The organism is Pseudomonas sp. B16120, assembly GCF_044218845.1.
Taxonomy (GTDB): domain Bacteria; phylum Pseudomonadota; class Gammaproteobacteria; order Pseudomonadales; family Pseudomonadaceae; genus Aquipseudomonas; species Aquipseudomonas paracarnis.
The window spans coordinates 6,081,007-6,102,077 of record NZ_CP162588.1 but is presented as its reverse complement, the minus strand read 5'-3'; the positions used below and the strand labels follow the sequence as shown (position 1 = coordinate 6,102,077).

The window sequence follows — 21,071 nt, the reverse complement described above, 5'->3', positions numbered from 1 at the left end:
CACAACAATCGCGTTCACTCAGCAGAAGGTGGCGTCAACCGGGCTTCAAGTTCAGCCACCTTCGCCTCCAGGCTCTCCAGCCGCGCACGTGTACGGGCCAGCACCACCATCTGGCTGTCAAACTCTTCTCGGCTGACCAGGTCGAGCTTGCTGAAACCACTCTGTAGCAAAGCCTTGAACTGGCTTTCGATTTCATTGCGGGGCAGTGGGGTGTCGCCGCTGAACAGGCGAGAGGCGTGGCCGCTCAGGGCGTCGAGGAAGTCTTTGGGCGCGAGCATTGGACATATTCCGGAAAACAGTTGGCCGGCAGTGTATCACGCAGCGTCTATAGTCATTTTCACGCTCTGTTGCGCACGGTTTTCGCGCATTGGGGCGGGCGGCCGCGCACTGTTTTGATGCGCAATGCTGTCGCGCAGGCGCCCCGTAGGTGGGCACAAGCGGGCAATGGATTGATTTCAGTGGTTTTTACGGAGCTGGCAAGGTTTCTGCTTAGACGATCATGACCCATGCACTGATGCAGTCGCTGTGACGAATGCAGTGCGCCGACGGATCCGGGGTACAGGGCTCGTCACCAGTGGTTCGCTGGCGTCGCGACGGCAAATGCCGAGGCGACGATGCGTTACAAAGCCAGGCACTGCGCTTAGACTTGAGACGGGTTTGTTTTCCTGGGGCAAGTCCACCAAATTCGGGAGAGAGTTTTCATGAAGCTAGTCACTGCCATCATCAAGCCGTTCAAGTTGGACGATGTTCGCGAGTCACTGTCCGAGATCGGCGTGCAGGGCATTACCGTTACTGAGGTCAAGGGCTTCGGTCGGCAGAAGGGTCATACCGAGCTGTATCGCGGCGCGGAATACGTGGTCGATTTCCTGCCGAAGGTGAAGATCGATGTCGCCATTGACGACAAGGATCTTGACCGGGTTATCGAGGCGATAACCAAGGCGGCCAACACCGGCAAGATCGGTGACGGCAAGATCTTCGTGGTCAATCTGGAACAGGCTATTCGCATCCGTACCGGCGAAACCGATACCGACGCAATCTAAGCCGCCAAACCCCAACGCCCCAGGAGAAAACAATATGACTCTGCGTAAATTCGCAGGGCTCGGAGCCCTGCTGTCCATCGTAATGCCAAGCCTGGCCATGGCGGCAGATGAAGCGGCTGCTCCAGTCCTCAATTCCGGCGACACCGCCTGGATGCTTACCGCCACCGCGCTGGTGCTGTTCATGACCATCCCTGGCCTGGCGCTGTTCTACGGCGGCATGGTCCGCTCCAAGAATATTCTGTCGGTGATGATGCAGTGTTTCGCCATCACTGGCCTGATCAGCATCCTCTGGGTCGTCTACGGCTACAGCATCGCGTTCGATACCACCGGTATGGAACAAGGCGTGGTCAACTTCAATTCCTTCTTCGGCGGCATGGGCAAGGCGTTCCTGGCGGGTGTCACCCCGGCCAGCATCACCGGGCCGGCGGCGCTGTTTCCGGAAGCCGTGTTCATCACCTTCCAGATGACCTTTGCCATCATTACCCCGGCGCTGATCGTCGGTGCTTTCGCTGAGCGTATGAAGTTCTCCGCAATGCTGATCTTCATGGCTATCTGGTTCACCCTGGTCTACGCGCCGATTGCGCACATGGTCTGGAGCGGCAACGGCGGCCTGATGTGGGACTGGGGCGTGCTGGACTTCGCTGGCGGCACCGTTGTGCACATCAACGCGGGTGTGGCTGGCCTGGTGGCGTGCATCGTGCTCGGCAAGCGCAAAGGCTTCCCGACCACCCCGATGGCACCGCATAACCTGGGCTATACCCTGGTGGGCGCGGCCATGCTGTGGATCGGCTGGTTTGGCTTCAACGCCGGTTCCGCCGCGGCGGCCAACGGCACCGCGGGCATGGCGATGCTGGTAACTCAAATCGCTACAGCAGCTGCGGCCCTGGGCTGGATGTTTGCCGAGTGGATCACCCACGGCAAGCCCAGCGCACTGGGTATCGCCTCGGGCGTGGTCGCCGGCCTCGTCGCCGTGACGCCTGCGGCGGGCACCGTGGGCCCGATGGGCGCCCTGGTGATTGGCCTGGTCGCCGGTGTGGTGTGCTTCTTCTGTGCTACCAGCCTCAAGCGCAAGCTGGGTTATGACGACTCCCTGGACGCTTTCGGCGTGCACGGTATCGGCGGCATCGTCGGTGCGATCCTTACCGGTGTGTTCGCTGCCCCGGCGTTGGGCGGCTTCGGCACCGTGACGGACATCGCAGCCCAAGTCTGGATCCAGTGCAAAGGCGTGGGCTTCACCGTGATCTACACGGCGATCGTGACCTACGTCATCCTCAAGGTGCTCGACATAGTCATGGGCCTGCGTGTCACCGAGGAAGAAGAGGCGGTTGGCCTCGACCTGGCGCAACATAACGAGCGCGGCTACAACTTGTAACCAGGCGAAAAAAACATGCCCGGCTTGCCGGGCATTTTTTTGCCTGGCGTTTGTCTGTGGCTAAAGGCGCATGGGTTTTTTATCGACTTTGTGATGGGATCCACACAGCACTTTTAAGGGTGCAAATGTCTTACAGGCATGAAGGCGTATTCGGCACTTTGTTTTTTCCCAGAGCGCGCTAGAATGCGCGCCGATGGGCGGAGAACTGTATGTGGCAACAGACCCTGATTACCCTGCGGGCCAAGCCCCGGGGCTTTCACTTGGTAACGGACGAGTTGCTTGCCGGCTTGCCTGAGTTGAAGGCGTGCCGTGTGGGCCTGTTGCATCTGTGGCTGCAGCACACCTCGGCCTCGTTGACCGTCAACGAGAATGCCGACCCGGCGGTTCGCCGTGACTTCGAGCGTTTTTTCAACCTGCTGGTGCCACAGGGTCGCGCAGGGTTTGAACATAACGACGAAGGTCCGGATGATCTGCCGGCTCACTTCAAGGCCAGTCTGCTGGGCTGCCAGTTGAGTTTGCCGGTCAAGGCCGGCCGCTTGGCGATAGGGACCTGGCAAGGTGTTTATCTGGGCGAGCACCGTGATCATGGCGGTGCTCGTAAAGTCCTCGCCACCTTGCACGGTGAAGGGGCATAAGCCACTGGTTATCTGGTGGATGTTGATTTTTTTCCGGCGACCTCGACAGAGGGTGAAGCTGGGCTATAACTAATCTGCTTTTCGCAAGTCATGAGGTAGAACATGAGCGACGATGATCTGGAACAAGACGACCTCGAAGTAGGCGATGAAGACGACACCGAAGAAGGTCTTGAAGTAGCGGCCGAAGACGTTGCTGAGGATGTCGATGACAGTGTTGGCGATGACGCGGCTCCCAAAGCCAAAGGCAAAGCCAAGGCGGCTGTTTCGGTAGACGAGTTGCCGAGCGTTGAAGCCAAGAACAAAGAGCGCGATGCCCTGGCCCGTGCGATGGAAGAGTTCCTCGCTAAAGGCGGCAAAGTGCAGGAAGTCGAGGCCAACGTGGTGGCTGATCCACCGAAGAAGCCGGATAATAAGTACGGCAGCCGACCCATCTGAGGTCTGCCTCCTGCTTGTAAGAAAAAGCCCGCCGTCGCTGCGGGCTTTTTCATGCCTGGAGCAATTTACCGGTTTGCTGCAATACCCTGTGGGAGCAGGCAAGCCAGCTCCCACATTGGGGCCAGTGTTAGCTCCAGCGACTCAGCAGTGGCGGCAACTCCGTCAGGCTGCGAATCTGCGCATCCGGGCGCTTGTCACCCTCCCAGGCCTTGCCCGTGGGGTTGAACCACACTGCCCGCAGTCCCGCCTGCTGCGCGCCGGCGATGTCATCCCCAGGATGATCGCCCACATGCACTGCCGCGCTGGCGTCCACACCGCCACGTTGCAGTGCTTCATGAAACAGCCGTGCGTCCGGCTTGGCGATGCCGATATCTTCAGCGCGCAGGGCAAAGTGAAAGTAGTCCGCCAGGCCCACACGCTGCACATCGGCATTGCCATTGGTGATCACGCCGAGCAGGAAGTGCTGGCGCAGCGCCTTGAGCATCGGCTCGGCTTCCGGAAACACGGTGAGTTGGTGGCGTGCGTGGATGAACGCTTCGAAGCAGACATCCGCCATCTCTGTGGCCTCAGGTTGGGGATAACCGGCCTCCTCGAACGCATGCATCAACACGCGGTGGCGCAGCAGGCTGATACGGTGTTTGAGTTCGGGATGACGCTGCAGCACCTGCTGGCGCAGGCTGGCAAAATGCTCAAGGGGCAGGTCGCCGACCTTGGACGCGTGGGTCGCCAGCCATTCACGCATCGACGCTTCGGCGCTGATGATGACAGGTACGTTGTCCCAGAGGGTGTCGTCCAGGTCGAAGGTGATCAGCTTGATACTCATGAGTCGCCGCCCTTGATGCGTTTGGCCCGTGGATGGGCGCTGTCGTACACCGTTGCCAGGTGCTGGAAGTCGAGGTGGGTGTAGATTTGCGTGGTCTTGATATCCGAGTGCCCGAGCAGCTCCTGTACGGCGCGCAGGTCCTGGGAGGATTCGAGCAGGTGGCTGGCAAAGGAATGACGCAACATGTGCGGGTGCAGATTCTGCCCCAGCTCGCGCTCGCCGGCAGCCTTGACCCGCAGCTGAATCGCCCGCGGCCCCAGGCGCCGGCCTTGCTGGCTGACAAACACGGCATCGTCTGCCGGGTTGGTCAGAAGGCGTAGCGGCAGCCATAGCTGCAAGGCTTCGCGGGCTTTCCTGCCCACGGGCAGTACGCGCGTCTTGCTGCCTTTGCCGAGCACTTGCACCAGGCCATCGGCGAGGTCCAACTGGTCGAGGTTCAGGCCCGTCAGCTCCGACAGGCGCAGGCCCGAGGAATAGAACAGCTCGAGGATTGCCTGGTCGCGATGGGCCAGGAAGTCATCCTCGACGGCACCGTCGAGCAATTGCAGGGCTCGGTCTGTGTCCAGGGTCTTGGGCAGGCGCCGTTCGCCTTTGGGCGGTGACAGGCCATTGGCCGGGTCGTGGTCGCACAGCCCTTCGCGATTGAGGTAGTGATAGAGGCCGCGCACCGCCGACAGCAGGCGAGACAGGCTGCGGGAGGATTGGCCCTGCTGGTGCAACCGGGCAATCAGGCTACGCAGGGCCTGGATGTCCAGAGCCTTCCAGCTGCTGACGTGCTGCTTTTCGCAATAGGCCAGGACCTTGTTCAAGTCCCGCCGATAAGCCTCCAGCGTGTGGGACGACACCTGGCGCTCATTGCGCAGGTGAGCGCAGTAAGCGTCCAGTTGCCGCTCCATGATCAGCGCACCGCGCGCAGGGTGGTGGTGTGGCGTGGCAGGACGCGGCCCAGCACTTCGGCGATATAGGTCAGGAACAACGTGCCCACCGAGCTTTTGTAGTGCGCCGGGTCGCGGCTGGCGATGGCCAGTACCCCGTGCAAGCCTTGATGGCTGAGGGCGATGACGGCCGTAGAGCCGATCTGCTTGCGCTGTTCGGCGCCAAACAGGAAGTCCAGCTCATGCTCGCGCAAGGTGCCGCTGACGGTCTTGCCTTCGGACAGCAGGCCGCCGATGGCCGTCTGCGCTTCGCCACCTGTGACCCAGCGGCCCACCGGCATCGGTTTGTCGCTGAACAGGATCAGGCTGACGAAGGGCACCTGGAAATCCTCACGCAGGCTGTCTTCCACGGCGATCACCGTTTCTTCCAGGCTGGTGGCATCCATCAGGGTCAGAATCAGGCGGCGGGTCTTGTCGAACAAGCGGTCGTTGTCGCGGGCCACGTCCATCAGATGCGAGAGCCGGTGGCGCATTTCAATATTACGCTCGCGCAGGATCTTCATCTGCCGCTCCACCAGCGATACGGTATCGCCGCGCTGGTGAGGGATGCGCAGGGCCGGCAGCAGTTCTTCGTGCTCGACGAAGAAGTCCGGGTTAGCCTCAAGGTACGCCGCGACAGCAGCAGCCTCCAGGCTTTCACTCGGGGTAGCGTGTGCGGGTACTTGAGGCTTATCGGTCATTAGCTTGGCTCACTCATAGACGGACCTGTCCTTCGTATACGCGCGAGGCCGGCCCGGTCATCATCACCGGGTGGCCAGGGCCTGCCCATTCGATGGACAAACGTCCGCCGGGCAGGTCGATCAACAGTGGCGAATCCATCCACCCCTGGCTGATCGCGGCCACGGCAGCGGCGCAAGCACCGGTGCCGCAAGCCTGGGTTTCGCCGACGCCGCGTTCCCATACGCGCAATTGCGCACGGTTGCGGTCGATCACCTGCAGGAAGCCCACATTGGCCCTTGCCGGAAAGCGCGGGTGATGTTCGATCTTCGGCCCCAGTTCGTGCACGGGGGCGTTATTGATGTCGGTGACCCGCAGCACTGCATGAGGGTTGCCCATGGACACGGCGGCGATGTCGACGGTCTTGCCGTCTACATCCAGTGCATAACTGGTGGCCTGCTCGCTGGCCTGGAACGGAATATCCGCCGGCACCAGGCGTGGGGCGCCCATGTTGACGCTGATCTGGCCATCGTTGCGGATGTCCAGTTCGATCACGCCGCCTTTGGTTTCGACGCGAATCTGGCGTTTGGCAGTCAGACGCTTGTCGAGCACAAAGCGCGCAAAGCAGCGCGCGCCGTTGCCGCACTGTTCCACTTCGGAACCGTCGGAGTTGAAGATCCGGTAGCGGAAATCCACCTCCGGGTTGCTCGGCGCCTCGACCAGCAGCAACTGGTCGAAACCGATCCCGGTGTGGCGATCACCCCACTGTTTGGCGTGCTTGGGCAGGATGTGCGCGTGCTGGCTGACCAGGTCGAGGACCATGAAATCATTACCCAGCCCGTGCATCTTGGTAAAACGCAGCAGCATGGCTTACTCCGGCAGCAGGCTTTCGCCAGCATACAACTCGGCTACCGTCTCGCGGCGACGCACTTCAAATGCTTGATCACCGTCCACCAGCACCTCGGCGGTACGCCCGCGGGTGTTGTAGTTGGAACTCATGACAAACCCGTAGGCACCGGCCGAATGCACGGCCAGCAGATCACCTTCCTCAAGCGCCAACTCACGATCCTTGGCGAGGAAGTCGCCGGTCTCGCAGATGGGCCCGACGATGTCATAGGCGCGGGCTTCGCTTGTGCGCGGCGTCACGGCGGTGACATCCATCCAGGCCTGGTACAGCGCCGGGCGGATCAGGTCGTTCATCGCCGCATCGACGATGGCGAAATCCTTGTGTTCGGTATGCTTGAGGTACTCGATCTGGGTCAGCAACACGCCAGCGTTGGCGACGATGTAGCGGCCCGGCTCGAACATCAGCGTCAGGTCGCGGCCTTCGATGCGTTCGCGCACGGCCTGGATATAGTCGGCAATCAGTGGCGGCTCTTCATCGCGATAACGCACGCCCACGCCACCACCGAGGTCGATGTGGTGCAGGTAGATGCCGCACTCGCCGAGGCGGTCGATCAAGGCCAGCAGGCGGTCGAGGGCATCCAGGAACGGTGGCAGGGTGGTCAGTTGCGAGCCGATATGGCAGTCGACGCCCAGCACTTCCAGGTTCGGCAGTTGGGCTGCGCGGATGTACACGTCCTCGGCGTCGGCGATGGCAATGCCGAACTTGTTCTCTTTGAGACCGGTGGAGATGTACGGGTGGGTGCCGGCGTCGACATCCGGGTTGACGCGCAGGGAGATCGGCGCGCGAACGCCCATTTCGGCGGCAACGACTTGCAGGCGCTCCAGTTCGTCGGTGGATTCGACGTTGAAGCAATGCACGCCGACTTCCAGGGCGCGGCGCATGTCTTCGCGGCTCTTGCCGACGCCGGAGAAGACGATTTTGTCCGCCTGGCCACCGGCGGCCAGTACGCGTTCCAGCTCGCCACGGGACACGATGTCAAAACCAGCGCCAAGACGCGCCAGGACATTGAGTACACCCAGGTTGGAGTTGGCCTTGACTGCGTAGCACACCAGGTGCGGCACGCCGTCGAGGGCGTCGGTGAACGAGCGGTATTGGGCTTCGATATGCGCACGCGAGTACACATAGGTCGGGGTGCCGAAGCGCTGGGCAATCGCGGACAAGGCCACGCCTTCCGCGAACAGCTCGCCGTCCCGGTAGTTAAAAGCGTCCATAAGTTTCCCTTAACTTAGTAGGTGTCGTGCTTATGGGCTTTTGACGGCTTTTGCGACGATTGCGCCTGTTCGTTTGGATCTTTGCTGTCATCCGGCAGGTACAACGGGCCTTTCTGGCCACAGGCACTAACGAGGCAAGCGACCGCGACGAGCGCAGCAAGGGAAGAGATCAGGCGCTTCATGGCGAAATCCTTGAATATGCATTAATTGCGCCCGAGTATACCGACCACCCGCCAGCTTGCCTATGCGCCGCAACACCCGTCCGGCGGGGGTTTGCCGAGACAGTAGGGAAGCAGGCTACGATGCCTGGGGATATTTCGTACCGTCATCCGTGATGAAATCAGTATCCTTTGCAATCGGCGAGGCTCGCCCGTATCGTGCGGCGCTTGAGCAAAACCAGACACTTTTGAGGTTGCCACAATGAGTTTGACCGAAGCCCGTTTTCACGACCTGGTGGATGCCACCCAGGAGAAGCTGGAAGATATTTTCGACGACAGCGACCTGGATGTGGATCTGGAAAACTCGGCCGGTGTGCTGACCGTCAAGTTCGAGACTGGCCCGCAATTGATCTTCAGTCGCCAGGAGCCTCTGCGTCAGCTGTGGCTGGCGGCGCGCTCCGGTGGCGTTCACTTCGACTACGATGAAGAAAGCGGCAAATGGCAGTGCGACAAGAGTGAAGAGTTGCTGGGTGAGATGCTCACCCGACTGGTCCAGGAATACACCGGCGTCGAGCTGGATTTCGACGAGGTCTGATGGTGAGTGAGCCTGCAACCGTACGCCCGCCCAAGCCGCTGTTTAGCAATGTCAGCCCGGCAGTGCCGTCACCTTGTATCAGTTTGTGTCGCCTGGACGAGCAGAAAGTCTGCCTGGGCTGCTTCCGCCACGTGGAAGACATCCGGGAATGGCGCTCTGCCGACGATGCGCGGCGCCGGGTGATCTGCGCCGAGGCTGAACAGCGCAAGGCGAGCGCCTGACGGCGTCTTGTTTATTTGTGTCGCTGTGGTAGTGTCCGGATACACCTCCATTCATCGAGGTCCGTGAGAACCCCGCCTTTTCCTGGCGGGGTTTTGCTTTTTTGTGCAGAAAAAAGGAGTCTGCCTGAATCATGACCACCGCACCGTCCATCATTCTTACCCGTCTTGACGTGCAGCGTCTGGAGCAACTGATCGACCGCTTGGGCGACGAGTTTCCCGGCGCCCGAGCGTTGCAAGCCGAACTCGACCGCGCCGAAGACGTGGTTGGTCACGATGAAGTGCCTGCGGGTGTCGTGACCATGAACTCCAGCGTGCATTGCCGTGAGCAAAGCAGCGGCAAGGACTATCATCTGACGCTGGTCTACCCCAAGCACGCGAACGCCGACGAAGGCAAGATTTCGATCATGGCACCCGTGGGCAGCGCATTGCTCGGCCTGCAAGTGGGCCAGCACATCGACTGGCCGGCGCCAGGCGGCAAGACCTTGAAGCTGGAATTGCTCAGCGTCGAAGGCCAGCCCAAAGATGGCGGCGCCTTCCCGCTCTAAACCTGATTCAAGGCCGCATTGAGTGACTGTTCCAGTTCGGCTTTATAGCGCAGGTACAGATTGCTTGGGCTTTGCACATCACCGAGCAGCCCCGACAGATCCAGATCAGTGATATAGCAGCGGTAACGCTCGGTTTCCCGACGTTGCCCGACGATCTCCCGGGCGACCACCGTAAACAGCTGGTCGCCAAATTCCAGTTCGCAAAACTCCCGCTGATTGCAGTACAGGGTGATCCCTACGTGGCCTGGCGTGCCTTTGCCGATAATGGCCTGCACGTCATAAAACGCCTTGTTGGCCGGGTCTTGCGGGGCCGGCCTTGGCTCAACGCCCCGCGCACGGCCGCTGCCCGATGGCAACAGTTGGTAATACAGGATCTGTATCTCGCCCGCGGGTTGCTGGGTGTCCAGGGACGATAGTGCTTCGCGGCGATACAGGATCGATTGCAAAAAGCGCTGCAACGGCGCCAACAGGCTTTGCTCATCATGAAATGGCAAGCGCTGTTGCCAGAGCGCGTTGAATTCGTCGAGCACGTAGACGTCGGCGAAGCCTTCATTAACGCGGTAGAACACCTGCACACACTCGGCTTGGCCCATGGGCAGCAGCAGCGCCAGGTCGTGGTCTTCCAAGGCCATGGCGTCCAGGTGCCACGGGCTATAGCTGACCAGCTCCTCGCTGAGGTAGGCGATCAGCGCGTCCTGGGTCGGCAGTGACACATGGGTGGCCTGGCCCGGTACCAGTTCCATGACGTGATAATGCTGCTGCACCTGGAGCAGGTAGCGATGATTGCCCTGGCCGAGCAGCAGATGCTGCGCGGTGTCGAATACCTCTTCCACCCGCTGGGCAATGAACTGTGCCCGGTTGTGGCAAAAACAACGCACTCGCAGGCGTGGCAGATGGTTCGAGGGCAGTTGGTTGAGGTAGTCGCGCAGGCAGTCGAGCAGGGCGTGGGGGCCGTCATAGCGGCTGACCATCACTTCGTTCCAGCTGTTGAGCGTGACCTGGTCCAGGGTCAGCACCAGATTGTCGCGCACGCCGGCATAGCTCAGGGAGTCGGTGCGCTCTGTGGTCATCAGGATATTCAGGTCGCGATGATGTTTGAGCGGGTCAACCCCAACGTTGATCAACAGCAGCACCTCTTCCGGCACTGCCGGGCGCAGCAAGCGGCTCTCATCGACACTGGACAGGGGCAGGGCGATGGTCTGTTGCAGGCTGCCCAATAGGTTGAACAGCTCGAACTCGGTCATGTCGCTGGTGCCGGGGTGCAGCGCCAGGCGGGTGCTGCTGTCGATCACGCCGTTGCGATGGCACCAGGTGAGCATTTCCAGCAGGTCGCGGCTGCGTTTGATCGGGGCGAAGTGTTCCCACTCCAGAGCGGTAAGGTTGCCGTTATACAGGCCCCAATGGTGCTGGCCCGGCTCCTTGCGGTTGGGCGACTGCACCAGGGTCAAAGTGTCTTCGGCCAGGTCCGGGGCGATGCCGGGGTTGATGAACTCGACCTTGCCGGCCTTGCGCTCGAACGCCGCATACAAGCGGCGGCCCAGTACATTGAGTTCGCGTTTATTGACCGCGCTGGCGGTGTGTTCGCTGCGGGTGAACTGGGTGAGGAAGCGGTAGCTGTAGTTCAACTCATTGACCAGAGCACGGCGCTCGGAGGCTACCTGGCGCACTTTCCATTGGCTGCGGCTGTCCAGCAGGGCCAGTTGGCGCGTGTCCCAGCCCCACTCATGCGCCAGGCGTTCCAGCAGCTGCCGTTGCCAACCGGCGGTGCGCTGGCCGGCGCTGAGCTTGCGGTTGACCTTCAGGTACAGGCTGCGGCGCACCAGTTCCAGGCGCTCCAGCTCGTTGCGGGCCTTGAGGTATTCCTCGATGCGGCGGTAGACCATGATGTACGGGTCCAGCTCATCCAGGTCTACCTGATGGCTGAACACCGCCTGTTTGAAGCGCAGGCTCAGGCATTGCACCTTCGGGTGTTCGCTGGCGTAGACCTCGGTCAGCAGCAGCTTGAGCACCGATTTATAGGGCGACTCGATGCCCTTGAACAGTTGCCACAGCCCGGCGCCAATAAACTCCCCCGGAGGAATATGAGCCAGATGGCCGAGGTCGAGGGTTTCATCGGCGCGGATGAAGCGCTTGGACACCAGGGCGTGAGTAAATTCGGCGTAGCGGTTTTCTTCGTAGACCGGTACCAGCCACCAGATGGGGGTGCGCCCGGCCAGCCAGATCGCGGTGCGATAGAACTCATCCAGCAGCAGGTAGTGCTGGGTGGTGCCGCAGTCGTCGGAACTCAGTGGCGTATCGCGATCACCCAACACAAAGCGCGTCGGGTCGATCAGGAAGAAATGCGCCTCGGCACCCATGCTCAAGGCCCAGGTTTCCAGCAGTTGGCACTTTTTGCGCAGCTCGGCCAGCTCGGTCTCGCTCAGGTCGGGAGCGTGGCATACCCACACGTCCATATCGCTTTGATCGGCCTGCGCCAGCGTGCCAAGGCTGCCCATCAGGAACAAACCGTGGATCGGCGTAGGCGGGTTGCCATGGCGCGGTTTATAGGAGAACGAGCGGGTCAGGCGTTGGGCATCGGCCAAGGCCTGGGCGTCCGGTTCGAAATTCGACAGGCCAGCCGGTGTGTTACTGGAGACATAGCCCGGCAACAGCGGATGATTGACGTGGAAAAACAGCGGCAACAAAGCCAGCACGCTTTGCTGGCGTGGCGTCAGCCCCTCGACGGCCCGGGCCATGCGGCCTTGATTGAGGGTCATGAAACGCGCGCGCAGTTGGGTCAGCACCTTACGGTCGATGCCTTCGTCCAGATCGGGGCGGATTTCATGGGTGCGGGTCATGTCGAACTCGGTGGCTCGCAGCCCGACGCGGGCGGCCATGCAGGAGTTTACAGACAGTAGCGTAGGAGTTTTAGAGGGAAGTGGCTTTTTGGCGTCAGAATTTCGTATGCCGCGCAGCAACACCCGCGGAATCCGCAGGCGGCGGACTCCATGGGCGGTATCAAGTATCAGGCGGCTTCTTTGGTGTTGGCAGTGGTCAGGATGGTCAGCAGGGTTTGGGCTTGCTCGGCAGCGTCCCGGCCAAGGCTCGTCAGGTAGCCCCCGTCCGGTTGGTCAATCAGCCCTTTGGCATGGAGGCGCTTGGCAGCGGCGATGGCAGTAGGGGCGGCAGTCTGATGGACTTTCAAGCCTTCCTTGGTGCTGTCCAAGGGGAAGAGTACAAGGATTTCCAGTTCGGCAACCAACTCAGGGGTATACGACATAAGGACTCCAGACTTTCTAAAATTTATTAGAGGCTAGCAGGCCATAAGGTGAACGCACTTTGCCGAACTGTCCAGCGTGTTGCTGCGTGCCGGGGTTATTCCTTTTCCGGCGGCAGCTCGGGCAGTGCCCGCAGTGCCGTTTCATACCACTCGGTATTGAAGGCGCGGTCATCTTCGAGCATGGCGTCGATCTCGAACGCCAGCACGTGAGCCATCAGATTCAGGATATCTTCGCGCTCGTAACCCACCAGGGTCAGTTTGTTGAACGTAGCCTTGGCCGCTGGCGGGTTATCGCTCTCGATCTGGTTCTCGATGGCTTCGATCAGCGTGGTCTCGGTGAATTCTTCTTCGTCGTTGTCGATATCGGTCGGCTCGCTCATGGCAGGCTCCTCAAGGAAAGGGCGTCAGTCTACCCCCATTCAGGTGGGTGATGCTGCTGGTCAGGGTGCCCTCGAGGATCTATAACTCTTGCAGCCAACCCCACACCCGGCCTGGAGGCTTTGCGATGCTCAAGCTTTACGGATTTTCGGTCAGCAACTACTACAACATGGTCAAGCTGGCGCTATTGGAGAAAGGACTGCCCTTCGAAGAGGTGCCTTTTTATGCTGGGCAAACTCCCGAAGCCTTGGCGGTAAGCCCCCGCGGCAAAGTGCCGGTGCTGGGTGTGAAGCAGGGGTTCATCAACGAAACCAGCGTCATTCTCGAATACCTCGAACAGACCCAGGAAGGTCCGGCGCTGTTGCCCGCCGACCCGTTTGCGCGGGCTCAGGTGCTGGCGCTGTGCCGTGAGATCGAGCTGTACATCGAACTGCCTGCGCGGGCGTGTTTCGCCGAGGCTTTTTTCGGCATGGCGGTGCCGGAGGCGATCAAGGAGAAGTCCAGGGCCGAGCTGCTGCTTGGAGTAGGTACCTTAGGCCGGCACGGGAAGTTTGCGCCTTATGTGGCGGGGGAGAGCTTCACCCTTGCGGACCTGTATTTCATGTACAGCCTGAACCTGGCCTGCGGTGTGGGCGAGAAGCTGTTTGGGCTGGACCTGCTGGAGCAGTTGCCGAAGGCGAAAGCCTTGTTGGCGCGCCTGAATGGGATGCCCAATGCGCAGAAGGTAGAGGCGGACAGGCAGGCGGCGATGCCTGCATTCATGGCGATGATTGCGGCCAAGAAATAAACCTTTGGCGTCTGTAAGGGCGCCATCGCGGGCAAGCCCGCTCCCACATTTTGATATGTGAACCCAATCAAATGTGGGAGCTGGCTTGCCTGCGATGCTTTTAGCGGCTGGCGAGCAATTGCTGGCCGCGCACGACCGCCGCCTTGACCTGTGCCGGCGCAGTGCCGCCCACATGATTACGGGCATTCACCGAGCCTTCCAGGGTCAGCACGGCAAACACATCCTGCTCGATCTGGTCGCTGAACTGGCGCAGTTCTTCCAGGCTCATTTCCGCCAAGTCCTTGCCGGTGTCCACACCGTACTTCACGGCGTGGCCGACAATTTCGTGGCAGTCACGGAACGGCAGGCCCCGGCGCACCAGGTAGTCCGCCAGGTCGGTCGCGGTAGAGAACCCGCGCAGGGCCGCTTCACGCATGATCGCGTGCTTGGGCTTGATCGCCGGAATCATGTCGGCAAAGGCGCGCAACGAGTCGCGCAGGGTGTCGGCGGCGTCGAAGAGCGGTTCCTTGTCTTCCTGGTTGTCCTTGTTGTAGGCCAATGGTTGGCCTTTCATCAGGGTCAGCAGGCCCATCAGTGCACCAAATACACGGCCGCTCTTGCCACGCACCAACTCTGGCACGTCGGGGTTTTTCTTTTGCGGCATGATCGAGCTGCCGGTGCAGAAGCGGTCCGGCAGGTCTATGAACTGGAATTGCGCGCTGGTCCATAGCACCAGCTCTTCGGAGAAGCGCGACAGATGCATCATCGCGATGCTGGCGGCGGCGCAGAATTCGATGGCGAAGTCCCGGTCCGACACGCCGTCCAGGGAGTTGCCGCCCACGGCGTCAAAGCCCAGCAACTGTGCGGTGTACTCACGGTCAATCGGGTAAGTGGTGCCGGCCAGTGCAGCGCTGCCCAGCGGCATGCGGTTGGCACGCTTGCGGCAATCGACCAGGCGCTCGTAGTCGCGGCTGAGCATTTCGAACCAGGCCAGCAGGTGGTGGCCGAAGGTCACAGGCTGTGCGGTCTGCAGGTGAGTGAAGCCGGGCATGATGGTGTCCGATTCACGCTCGGCCTGCTCCAGCAAACCTTTTTGCAGGCGGGTGATTTCGCCCAGGATCAGGTCGATCTCATCGCGCAGCCACAGGCGGATATCGGTGGCGACCTGATCGTTACGGCTGCGACCGGTGTGCAATTTTTTGCCGGTCACGCCGATGCGATCGGTCAGGCGTGCCTCGATGTTCATGTGCACGTCTTCCAGGTCGACGCGCCAGTCGAACGTCCCTGCCTCGATCTCACCGCGGATGGTGGTCAGGCCGTCGATGATGCTGTCACGCTCGGCGTCGGTCAGCACGCCGACCTTGGCCAGCATCGTGGCGTGGGCGATGGAGCCCATGATGTCGTGGCGGTACAGGCGTTGATCGAAGGTGACGGAGGCGGTGAAGCGCGCGACGAAGGCGTCGACGGGTTCACTGAAGCGGCCGCCCCAGGACTGGTTGGTCTTGTCGGTGCTCATGGATTCGCTCGTGATCTGCTTAAAAGAGGCATGAAGGTGTGCCGGCGATCATAACAGGGTTGCCCGTGGAGGCGGTGCTGCGGGTGATCGGCAATTTTATTTGTGTAAGAGATGGCTAAGTGCCTTGCCGCCGACCGCATCCGGGACGAGACTGGGGGCAGGTACTTATTGAAACGATATTTGACGATTGAGCAATGTCGCCTCAGTGAGCGTCTACAGTTGGACTGATAGTGTGTGAATGCACCAAAGTCGGGTGATGCGGTCATAACCAGACTATCCATTAAACAGGGGGGTATTCGGATTGTTTATCAGTGAACCCTACGACGATGCCCGAAGGCAGCGGGTCTTGGGCGCTATTGAACAGGTCCGGGTAAATTTGGGTGCCATTCTCAGGGCACTTTTTGCCGCTCGCGCTAGTCTTAGCGTGGATCGCTGTGACGTCAGTCACCGCACCTGTCTACGCTATCCTTGTGCGAGACTCACGCAGGAATCCAGCGCAATATGAATGTCCTGATCGTTGATGACGAACCCCAAGCCCGCGAGCGACTGAGCCGTCTGGTCAGTGAACTCGAGGGTTATACAGTCCTTGAACCGAGCGCCACCAGCGGCGAAGAGGCGTTGACGCTGATCGACAGCCACAAGCCGGATGTAGTGCTGCTCGATATCCGCATGCCGGGCTTTGATGGCCTGCAGGTCGCCGCCCGCTTGAGCGAACGCGAATCGCCGCCCGCCGTGGTGTTGTGTGCGGCGCAGGATGAGTTTTCTGCACAAGCGCTGGAAGACAGCGGTGTCAGTTTTCTCGTCAAGCCGGCCACTGCCGAAGCCTTGCTCAAAGCCTTGAAAAAAGCCGAGCGTCCCAGCCGCGCCCAACTGGCTGCCTTGACGCAACCGGCTGCGCAAAGTGGTAACGGGCCACGCAGCCATATCAGCGCACGTACCCGCAAGGGCATCGAGCTGATCCCACTCGGCCAGGTGGTTTACTTTATTGCCGATCACAAATACGTGACCTTGCGCCACGAGACCGGTGAAGTGTTGCTTGATGAACCGCTCAAGGCGCTTGAAGACGAGTTTGGCGAGCGTTTCGTGCGCATTCATCGCAACGCGCTGGTCGCCCGTGAACGCATCGAGCGCCTGCAGCGCACGCCCCTGGGGCACTTTCAGCTATTCCTGAAGGGGCTCAATGGCGATGCGTTGATCGTCAGCCGACGCCATGTCGCTGGCGTGCGCAAGATGATGCAGCAGCTTTAGCCCAAGGGTTGCGGCGCGGTCTGCATTCCTTATCCCGGTGCGACGTGGCCAGGGAGGCCCCGCACTTGCTGATTCAAATCAAAGCGTATTTGCCTGAGCTGTTATTATCCGCCGTATCTATTCAGTACGGATTGATCCATGTCCTCTCGCGAAATCCGCATCGCCACCCGTAAAAGCGCCTTGGCCTTGTGGCAGGCCGAATACGTCAAAGCACGCCTTGAACAGGCCCATCCCGGCCTCAAGGTCTCCCTGGTGCCCATGGTCAGTCGCGGCGACAAGCTGCTGGACTCGCCATTGTCGAAAATCGGCGGCAAGGGCCTGTTCGTCAAGGAGTTGGAAACTGCGCTGCTGGACAACGAAGCCGACATCGCCGTGCATTCGATGAAAGACGTGCCCATGGACTTCCCTGAAGGCCTGGGCCTTTTTTGTATCTGCGAGCGCGAAGACCCGCGCGACGCCTTCGTTTCCAACACCTTCGCGTCCCTGGACGAATTGCCGCTGGGCAGTATCGTTGGCACCTCCAGCCTGCGTCGCCAGGCCCAGTTGCTGACGCGGCGTCCCGACCTGCAGATCCGCTTTTTGCGTGGCAACGTCAACACGCGCCTGGCCAAGCTCGACGCCGGCGAATACGACGCGATCATCCTCGCCGCTGCCGGCTTGATCCGCCTGGGCTTTGAAGACCGCATCACCTCGGCCATCAGCGTCGAAGACAGCCTGCCCGCTGGCGGGCAGGGCGCAGTCGGAATCGAATGCCGCACCGCCGACAGCGAAATTCATGCGCTGCTAAAACCTCTCGATCACGCAGACACCGAAGTGCGCGTCACCGCCGAGCGTGCCTTGAACAAACACCTCAACGGTGGCTGCCAGGTGCCCATCGCCTGCTATGCCGTACTCGAGGGTGAGAACCTGTGGCTGCGTGGCCTGGTTGGTGATCCGGACGGCGGTAACCTGCTGACCGCCGAGGTACGTGGGCCGCAACGTGATGCCACGGCCTTGGGGATTCAGGTCGCCGAAGCGTTGCTGGAAAAAGGCGCGGGTACCATTTTGCAAAAAGTCTATGGCGAGGCCGGCCCGCAGTGACCGACTGGCGAGTGCTGCTGACGCGGCCTGCCGAGGAGTCGACGGCCCTGGCGGCGTTATTAGCCCAGAGCGGTATTCACAGCAACTGCCTGCCTTTGCTGGAGACTGAAGCCTTGCCGGTGACCGCAGAGCAACACGCGGTGTTCGGCGCGCTGCCGCGCTATCGCGCCGTCATCGTGGTGAGCAAGCCGGCTGCGCGCCTGGCGTTGCTGCGGTTGGGGGGCAGTGTGCCGCCAATGCCCTGGTTCAGTGTCGGCGCGGCCACGGCCCAGATATTGGCCGATCATGGCCTCAACGTTCACTTTCCCGCCACGGGCGATGACAGCGAGGCCTTGCTTGAACTGCCCGCCTTGCGCGAGGCTATTGCAGCGCCGGGTGCCCGGGTGTTGATCCTGCGCGGCGAGGGCGGGCGTGAGTTGCTGGCAGAGCGTTTACGCGAGCAAGGTGCTAGTGTCGATTACCTGGAATTGTATCGGCGTTTTCTTCCGGTGTATGAGAAGGGCGCGTTGATGCAACGCATCCAGTTGGAACGCTTGAACGGCCTGGTGGTCAGCAGTGGGCAGGGTTTTTTACACCTGCACGCGTTAGCCGGCCCCGATTGGCCAGAGGTGGCACAGCTGCCGTTGTTCGTGCCCAGCCCGCGTGTATATGAAATGGCGCGGGCCGCGGGTGCAGAAAAAGTTGTGGATTGTCGCGGCGCGAGTGCCGCGGCTTTGTTAGTGGCGTTAGGGAGCTATCCCGTTCCCACTCTCTGATACGCAAAGGACGGATACGTGAGCGAAACAGCCTTGCCTAAAGATGAAGCTCAGCCCGCGCTTGATGCGCCGGTCGAGACACCGGTCAGCGCGCCACGCCGTGGCAATGGCCTGGCAGTCGTCGCCTTGCTGTTGGGCGCTGCGGGCGTAGCCGCCGGCGGCTGGGGGATCTGGCAGGTCCGTGCCCTGCAAGCCAGCAGCCAGCACCAACTGGGCCAGGTGCAGACCCTGGATGACCAGTCCCAGAGCCTCAAGCAAGGCCAGCAACAGCTGGCCGCCCGCCTGGCGCAGTTGCCGGGTGCGGATGAGCTGGAAGAGCGTCGCCGCCTGGTCACTCAGTTGCAGGGTGATCAGCAGCGTCTCAACCAGCGTCTGGAAACCGTGTTGGGTGCCAGCCGCAAGGACTGGCGCCTGGCAGAGGCCGAGCATCTGATCCGTCTGGCCAGCTTGCGTTTGTCCGCCTTGCAAGACATCAACAGCGCCCAGTCGCTGGTGCAGGGGGCCGACGAAATTCTTCGCGAGCAAAGCGACCCAGGGGCTTTCGCTGCACGGGAGCAATTGGCCAAGAGCGTGGCCGCGCTGCGCAGCACCGAGCAACCGGACCGTACCGGCCTGTACCTGCAATTGGCTGCCTTGCGTGACCAGGTGGTGCAACTGGCGGCGATTGCCCCGGAGTATCAGCTCACGGAGCCTGCTTCCCAGGGGCGTCCCACCAGCGATACGCAGAACCAGTTGAGCCAGTGGTGGGAGCAGATCTCCCGTTATTTCCGCATCGACTTCAACCCGGATGACAACATCCGTCCCTTGTTGGCAGGCCAAGGCCTGAACCAAGTGCGGCTGGCCTTGAGCCTGGCGCTGGAGCAAGCCCAATGGGCTGCGCTTAACGGCGAGGCGGCGGTGTACAGCCGCTCGTTGGGAGAAGCGCGCAGCGTATTGCAGGACAACTTCAACCAGGACAACCCGCAGAGCAAGGCGATGCTGGCGCGTATTGCCGAGCTTGAGCCCAAGGCGGTGTCGGTGGTCACGCCTGACTTGGCTGCGAGCCTGGCTGCTGTGCAGGCGTACCTTGAACGCCGTCATCAGTCTGCCGACGAAGCCAAGGCTTCGGCTGGCAAACCGGCGACCCAGGAGTAGAGCTGATGAAGCGTTTCTATGTGATCCTGGTGCTCGCGATTGCGCTCGCGCTGGCCCTGGGTGTGGGCATTTCGAAACACACCGGCTACGTGTTGATTACTTATCCTCACCTGCTGCATTACGAATCAAGCCTGTGGGCGACATTGGTGGCGGTGTTCGCCATTGGCCTGGCGATTTACCTGATCCGCGTGTTATGGAGCCTGGTCAGCACATCCGGTGGCGTGGTCAACCCCTGGTCACGACGCAACCGCAGCCGTCGTGTGCAGATCGCTATCGAGCAAGGCCAGATGGACCTCGCCGAGGGCCGCTGGGCCAGCGCCGAACGCCACCTGCACCGCGCCGCCGAAGCAGAGCGCCAACCCCTTCTGTATTACATCGGTGCCGCCCGTGCGGCCAATGAACAGGGCCGTTATGAGGAATCCGACGGCTTGCTGGAGCGTGCGTTGGAACGCCAGCCCCAGGCCGAACTGGCCATTGCACTGAGCCATGCGCAGTTGCAGATGGACCGTGGCGATACGGAAGGCGCACTGGTCACTCTTCAGGCGATGCATGAGCGTCACCCGCATAACGCGCAAGTGCTGCGACAACTGCAACGCCTGCATCAGCAGCGTGGCGATTGGTCGTCTGTGATTCGCCTGCTGCCTGAGCTGCGCAAGGACAAAGTCTTGCCCGCCAATGAACTGGCCGAGCTGGAGCGTCGCGCCTGGGGCGAGAACCTGAGCCTGGCGGCCCAGCGTGAAGAGCAAGGCGAAGCCGGGTTACAGTCCTTGGAACGCGCATGGGAGCAACTGACCGCTGCCCAGCGCCAACAGCCACAACTGGTTTTGGCGTATGCCGACCAACTGCGTCGATTGGGCGCGGATGCCAAGGCCGAAGAAGTGCTGCGTGGCGCCCTTAAACGCGGTTATGACAGTCACCTGATCCGGTTGTATGGCCTGCTGCGCGGCAGTGATCCTGCGCGGCAACTGAAGTTTGCCGAAGGCTGGCTCAAGGACCATCCAGGCGATGCCAGCCTGCTGCTGACGCTGGGTCGTCTGTGCCTGCAAAACAGTCTGTGGGGCAAGGCTCGGGATTATCTGGAAAGCAGCCTGCAAGTACAGCGCAATCCCGAAGCCTGCGCCGAATTGGCTCGCCTGCTGGCCCAATTGGGCGATACCGAGCGCAGCAACCAGCTGTTTCAGGAGGGCTTGGGGTTGCTCGACAATCGCCTGCTGTCCTCGCCGCTGCCAGTGCCTGCGCGAGTTTGAAGTAGGAAAGGGTGGATGGGTTGGCTAGGACCGATCTGACACCCAACCCTTCAAACCCTGCAACCCCTCGGCTTAACTGGCTTTGTTACTAATTCCTACTTGTCTTGGCTGATTTTCCTCGGGCCCGTGGCGGGATGTCCTTATGTTTTCGAGG

At 61.1% G+C, this 21,071-nt stretch carries 24 protein-coding genes; 13 read left to right on the top strand and 11 right to left on the bottom strand.

Going from position 1 to position 21,071, the window contains the following annotated elements:
• Positions 1–14 precede the first annotated feature (14 nt).
• Positions 15–278 (bottom strand): accessory factor UbiK family protein, encoded by a 264-nt coding sequence (locus AB4P90_RS28610; protein WP_003195432.1) that lies wholly within the window; start codon positions 276–278, stop codon positions 15–17.
• A 423-nt stretch (positions 279–701) separates the two neighbouring features.
• Between AB4P90_RS28610 and glnK the strand changes: the two genes are divergently transcribed.
• From glnK to sutA, 4 genes are all read left to right on the top strand, one after another.
• Positions 702–1,040 (top strand): P-II family nitrogen regulator, encoded by a 339-nt coding sequence (gene glnK / locus AB4P90_RS28605; RefSeq protein WP_002555808.1) that lies wholly within the window; start codon positions 702–704, stop codon positions 1,038–1,040.
• A 34-nt stretch (positions 1,041–1,074) separates the two neighbouring features.
• Positions 1,075–2,412 (top strand): ammonium transporter, encoded by a 1,338-nt coding sequence (locus AB4P90_RS28600; RefSeq protein WP_395605545.1) that lies wholly within the window; start codon positions 1,075–1,077, stop codon positions 2,410–2,412.
• A gap of 209 nt (positions 2,413–2,621) precedes the next feature.
• Positions 2,622–3,047, top strand: coding sequence for a secondary thiamine-phosphate synthase enzyme YjbQ (locus AB4P90_RS28595; protein ID WP_003195429.1), 426 nt, complete (start codon positions 2,622–2,624; stop codon positions 3,045–3,047).
• A 102-nt stretch (positions 3,048–3,149) separates the two neighbouring features.
• Positions 3,150–3,482 (top strand): transcriptional regulator SutA, encoded by a 333-nt coding sequence (gene sutA / locus AB4P90_RS28590; protein ID WP_073843438.1) that lies wholly within the window; start codon positions 3,150–3,152, stop codon positions 3,480–3,482.
• A 127-nt stretch (positions 3,483–3,609) separates the two neighbouring features.
• Here sutA and AB4P90_RS28585 read toward each other — a convergent pair whose 3' ends face one another.
• The 6 genes from AB4P90_RS28585 to AB4P90_RS28560 are packed head-to-tail and all read right to left on the bottom strand — an operon-like array spanning position 3,610 to position 8,197.
• Positions 3,610–4,305 (bottom strand): HAD family hydrolase, encoded by a 696-nt coding sequence (locus AB4P90_RS28585; RefSeq protein ID WP_014720460.1) that lies wholly within the window; start codon positions 4,303–4,305, stop codon positions 3,610–3,612.
• The gene (gene xerC / locus AB4P90_RS28580; RefSeq protein WP_014720459.1) at positions 4,302–5,201 is read right to left on the bottom strand and encodes a tyrosine recombinase XerC; all 900 of its coding nucleotides are present in this window, start codon (positions 5,199–5,201) and stop codon (positions 4,302–4,304) included. Before xerC ends, AB4P90_RS28585 begins: the two co-directional genes overlap by 4 nt.
• Before the next feature lie 2 nt (positions 5,202–5,203).
• Complete coding sequence (locus AB4P90_RS28575; protein ID WP_122300676.1) at positions 5,204–5,920, bottom strand: DUF484 family protein; 717 nt, start codon at positions 5,918–5,920, stop codon at positions 5,204–5,206.
• Positions 5,921–5,933: 13 nt separating this feature from the next.
• Positions 5,934–6,764: a diaminopimelate epimerase gene (gene dapF, locus AB4P90_RS28570; protein WP_014720457.1), complete on the bottom strand. Its 831-nt coding sequence runs from the start codon at positions 6,762–6,764 to the stop codon at positions 5,934–5,936.
• A gap of 3 nt (positions 6,765–6,767) precedes the next feature.
• Complete coding sequence (gene lysA / locus AB4P90_RS28565; RefSeq protein WP_395605544.1) at positions 6,768–8,015, bottom strand: diaminopimelate decarboxylase; 1,248 nt, start codon at positions 8,013–8,015, stop codon at positions 6,768–6,770.
• 14 nt (positions 8,016–8,029) lie between these two features.
• Entirely contained in the window at positions 8,030–8,197 is a 168-nt protein-coding gene (locus tag AB4P90_RS28560) for a lipoprotein (RefSeq protein ID WP_003195417.1), read from the bottom strand.
• 238 nt (positions 8,198–8,435) lie between these two features.
• Here AB4P90_RS28560 and cyaY point away from each other — a divergent pair, with 238 nt between their 5' ends.
• From cyaY to rnk, 3 genes are all read left to right on the top strand, one after another.
• Positions 8,436–8,768, top strand: coding sequence for an iron donor protein CyaY (cyaY, locus tag AB4P90_RS28555; RefSeq protein WP_014720455.1), 333 nt, complete (start codon positions 8,436–8,438; stop codon positions 8,766–8,768).
• Positions 8,769–8,770: 2 nt separating this feature from the next.
• Positions 8,771–8,989 (top strand): DUF1289 domain-containing protein, encoded by a 219-nt coding sequence (locus tag AB4P90_RS28550; protein ID WP_032873896.1) that lies wholly within the window; start codon positions 8,771–8,773, stop codon positions 8,987–8,989.
• A gap of 131 nt (positions 8,990–9,120) precedes the next feature.
• Positions 9,121–9,534, top strand: a complete 414-nt coding sequence (gene rnk / locus AB4P90_RS28545) for a nucleoside diphosphate kinase regulator (RefSeq protein WP_014720453.1) — start codon at positions 9,121–9,123, stop codon at positions 9,532–9,534.
• On the opposite strand, the gene AB4P90_RS28540 is transcribed toward rnk, so the two are convergent.
• From AB4P90_RS28540 to AB4P90_RS28530, 3 genes are all read right to left on the bottom strand, one after another.
• On the bottom strand, positions 9,531–12,371 hold the full coding sequence (locus tag AB4P90_RS28540) for a class I adenylate cyclase (protein WP_019819815.1): 2,841 nt from the start codon (positions 12,369–12,371) through the stop codon (positions 9,531–9,533). The two genes, rnk and AB4P90_RS28540, sit on opposite strands and share 4 nt — an antisense overlap.
• A gap of 167 nt (positions 12,372–12,538) precedes the next feature.
• Positions 12,539–12,793, bottom strand: a complete 255-nt coding sequence (locus AB4P90_RS28535; RefSeq protein WP_014720451.1) for a TIGR02647 family protein — start codon at positions 12,791–12,793, stop codon at positions 12,539–12,541.
• Between the two features lie 95 nt (positions 12,794–12,888).
• Positions 12,889–13,173: a hypothetical protein gene (locus AB4P90_RS28530; RefSeq protein WP_014720450.1), complete on the bottom strand. Its 285-nt coding sequence runs from the start codon at positions 13,171–13,173 to the stop codon at positions 12,889–12,891.
• Positions 13,174–13,298: 125 nt separating this feature from the next.
• Between AB4P90_RS28530 and AB4P90_RS28525 the strand changes: the two genes are divergently transcribed.
• Complete coding sequence (locus AB4P90_RS28525) at positions 13,299–13,958, top strand: glutathione S-transferase family protein (protein WP_130174781.1); 660 nt, start codon at positions 13,299–13,301, stop codon at positions 13,956–13,958.
• 100 nt (positions 13,959–14,058) lie between these two features.
• On the opposite strand, the gene argH is transcribed toward AB4P90_RS28525, so the two are convergent.
• On the bottom strand, positions 14,059–15,453 hold the full coding sequence (argH, locus tag AB4P90_RS28520) for an argininosuccinate lyase (protein ID WP_020302866.1): 1,395 nt from the start codon (positions 15,451–15,453) through the stop codon (positions 14,059–14,061).
• A gap of 501 nt (positions 15,454–15,954) precedes the next feature.
• Between argH and AB4P90_RS28515 the strand changes: the two genes are divergently transcribed.
• The 5 genes from AB4P90_RS28515 to AB4P90_RS28495 all read left to right on the top strand — a co-directional run bounded on the left by AB4P90_RS28515 (position 15,955) and on the right by AB4P90_RS28495 (position 20,917).
• Positions 15,955–16,701: a LytTR family DNA-binding domain-containing protein gene (locus AB4P90_RS28515; protein WP_003195394.1), complete on the top strand. Its 747-nt coding sequence runs from the start codon at positions 15,955–15,957 to the stop codon at positions 16,699–16,701.
• Between the two features lie 138 nt (positions 16,702–16,839).
• Positions 16,840–17,781 (top strand): hydroxymethylbilane synthase, encoded by a 942-nt coding sequence (gene hemC / locus AB4P90_RS28510; RefSeq protein ID WP_019819816.1) that lies wholly within the window; start codon positions 16,840–16,842, stop codon positions 17,779–17,781.
• Positions 17,778–18,536: a uroporphyrinogen-III synthase gene (locus AB4P90_RS28505; RefSeq protein ID WP_014720446.1), complete on the top strand. Its 759-nt coding sequence runs from the start codon at positions 17,778–17,780 to the stop codon at positions 18,534–18,536. Before hemC ends, AB4P90_RS28505 begins: the two co-directional genes overlap by 4 nt.
• An 18-nt stretch (positions 18,537–18,554) precedes the next feature.
• Positions 18,555–19,670, top strand: a complete 1,116-nt coding sequence (locus tag AB4P90_RS28500) for a uroporphyrinogen-III C-methyltransferase (protein WP_395605543.1) — start codon at positions 18,555–18,557, stop codon at positions 19,668–19,670.
• Between the two features lie 5 nt (positions 19,671–19,675).
• Entirely contained in the window at positions 19,676–20,917 is a 1,242-nt protein-coding gene (locus AB4P90_RS28495; RefSeq protein WP_032901898.1) for a heme biosynthesis protein HemY, read from the top strand.
• Positions 20,918–21,071: the final 154 nt, after the last annotated feature.

Bases quoted from the DNA above. Each gene is read 5' to 3' on its own strand.
- lysA (WP_395605544.1), bottom strand. From the start codon at position 8,015: ATGGACGCTTTTAACTACCGGGACGGCGAGCTGTTCGCGGAAGGCGTG.
- argH (WP_020302866.1), bottom strand. From the start codon at position 15,453: ATGAGCACCGACAAGACCAACCAGTCCTGGGGCGGCCGCTTCAGTGAA.
- AB4P90_RS28535 (WP_014720451.1), bottom strand. From the start codon at position 12,793: ATGTCGTATACCCCTGAGTTGGTTGCCGAACTGGAAATCCTTGTACTC.
- AB4P90_RS28560 (WP_003195417.1), bottom strand. From the start codon at position 8,197: ATGAAGCGCCTGATCTCTTCCCTTGCTGCGCTCGTCGCGGTCGCTTGC.
- sutA (WP_073843438.1), top strand. From the start codon at position 3,150: ATGAGCGACGATGATCTGGAACAAGACGACCTCGAAGTAGGCGATGAA.
- AB4P90_RS28575 (WP_122300676.1), bottom strand. From the start codon at position 5,920: ATGACCGATAAGCCTCAAGTACCCGCACACGCTACCCCGAGTGAAAGC.
- AB4P90_RS28515 (WP_003195394.1), top strand. From the start codon at position 15,955: ATGAATGTCCTGATCGTTGATGACGAACCCCAAGCCCGCGAGCGACTG.
- AB4P90_RS28495 (WP_032901898.1), top strand. From the start codon at position 19,676: ATGAAGCGTTTCTATGTGATCCTGGTGCTCGCGATTGCGCTCGCGCTG.
- cyaY (WP_014720455.1), top strand. From the start codon at position 8,436: ATGAGTTTGACCGAAGCCCGTTTTCACGACCTGGTGGATGCCACCCAG.
- AB4P90_RS28585 (WP_014720460.1), bottom strand. From the start codon at position 4,305: ATGAGTATCAAGCTGATCACCTTCGACCTGGACGACACCCTCTGGGAC.
- AB4P90_RS28595 (WP_003195429.1), top strand. From the start codon at position 2,622: ATGTGGCAACAGACCCTGATTACCCTGCGGGCCAAGCCCCGGGGCTTT.
- hemC (WP_019819816.1), top strand. From the start codon at position 16,840: ATGTCCTCTCGCGAAATCCGCATCGCCACCCGTAAAAGCGCCTTGGCC.
- xerC (WP_014720459.1), bottom strand. From the start codon at position 5,201: ATGGAGCGGCAACTGGACGCTTACTGCGCTCACCTGCGCAATGAGCGC.
- dapF (WP_014720457.1), bottom strand. From the start codon at position 6,764: ATGCTGCTGCGTTTTACCAAGATGCACGGGCTGGGTAATGATTTCATG.
- AB4P90_RS28525 (WP_130174781.1), top strand. From the start codon at position 13,299: ATGCTCAAGCTTTACGGATTTTCGGTCAGCAACTACTACAACATGGTC.
- rnk (WP_014720453.1), top strand. From the start codon at position 9,121: ATGACCACCGCACCGTCCATCATTCTTACCCGTCTTGACGTGCAGCGT.
- AB4P90_RS28600 (WP_395605545.1), top strand. From the start codon at position 1,075: ATGACTCTGCGTAAATTCGCAGGGCTCGGAGCCCTGCTGTCCATCGTA.
- AB4P90_RS28540 (WP_019819815.1), bottom strand. From the start codon at position 12,371: ATGACCCGCACCCATGAAATCCGCCCCGATCTGGACGAAGGCATCGAC.
- AB4P90_RS28530 (WP_014720450.1), bottom strand. From the start codon at position 13,173: ATGAGCGAGCCGACCGATATCGACAACGACGAAGAAGAATTCACCGAG.
- glnK (WP_002555808.1), top strand. From the start codon at position 702: ATGAAGCTAGTCACTGCCATCATCAAGCCGTTCAAGTTGGACGATGTT.
- AB4P90_RS28610 (WP_003195432.1), bottom strand. From the start codon at position 278: ATGCTCGCGCCCAAAGACTTCCTCGACGCCCTGAGCGGCCACGCCTCT.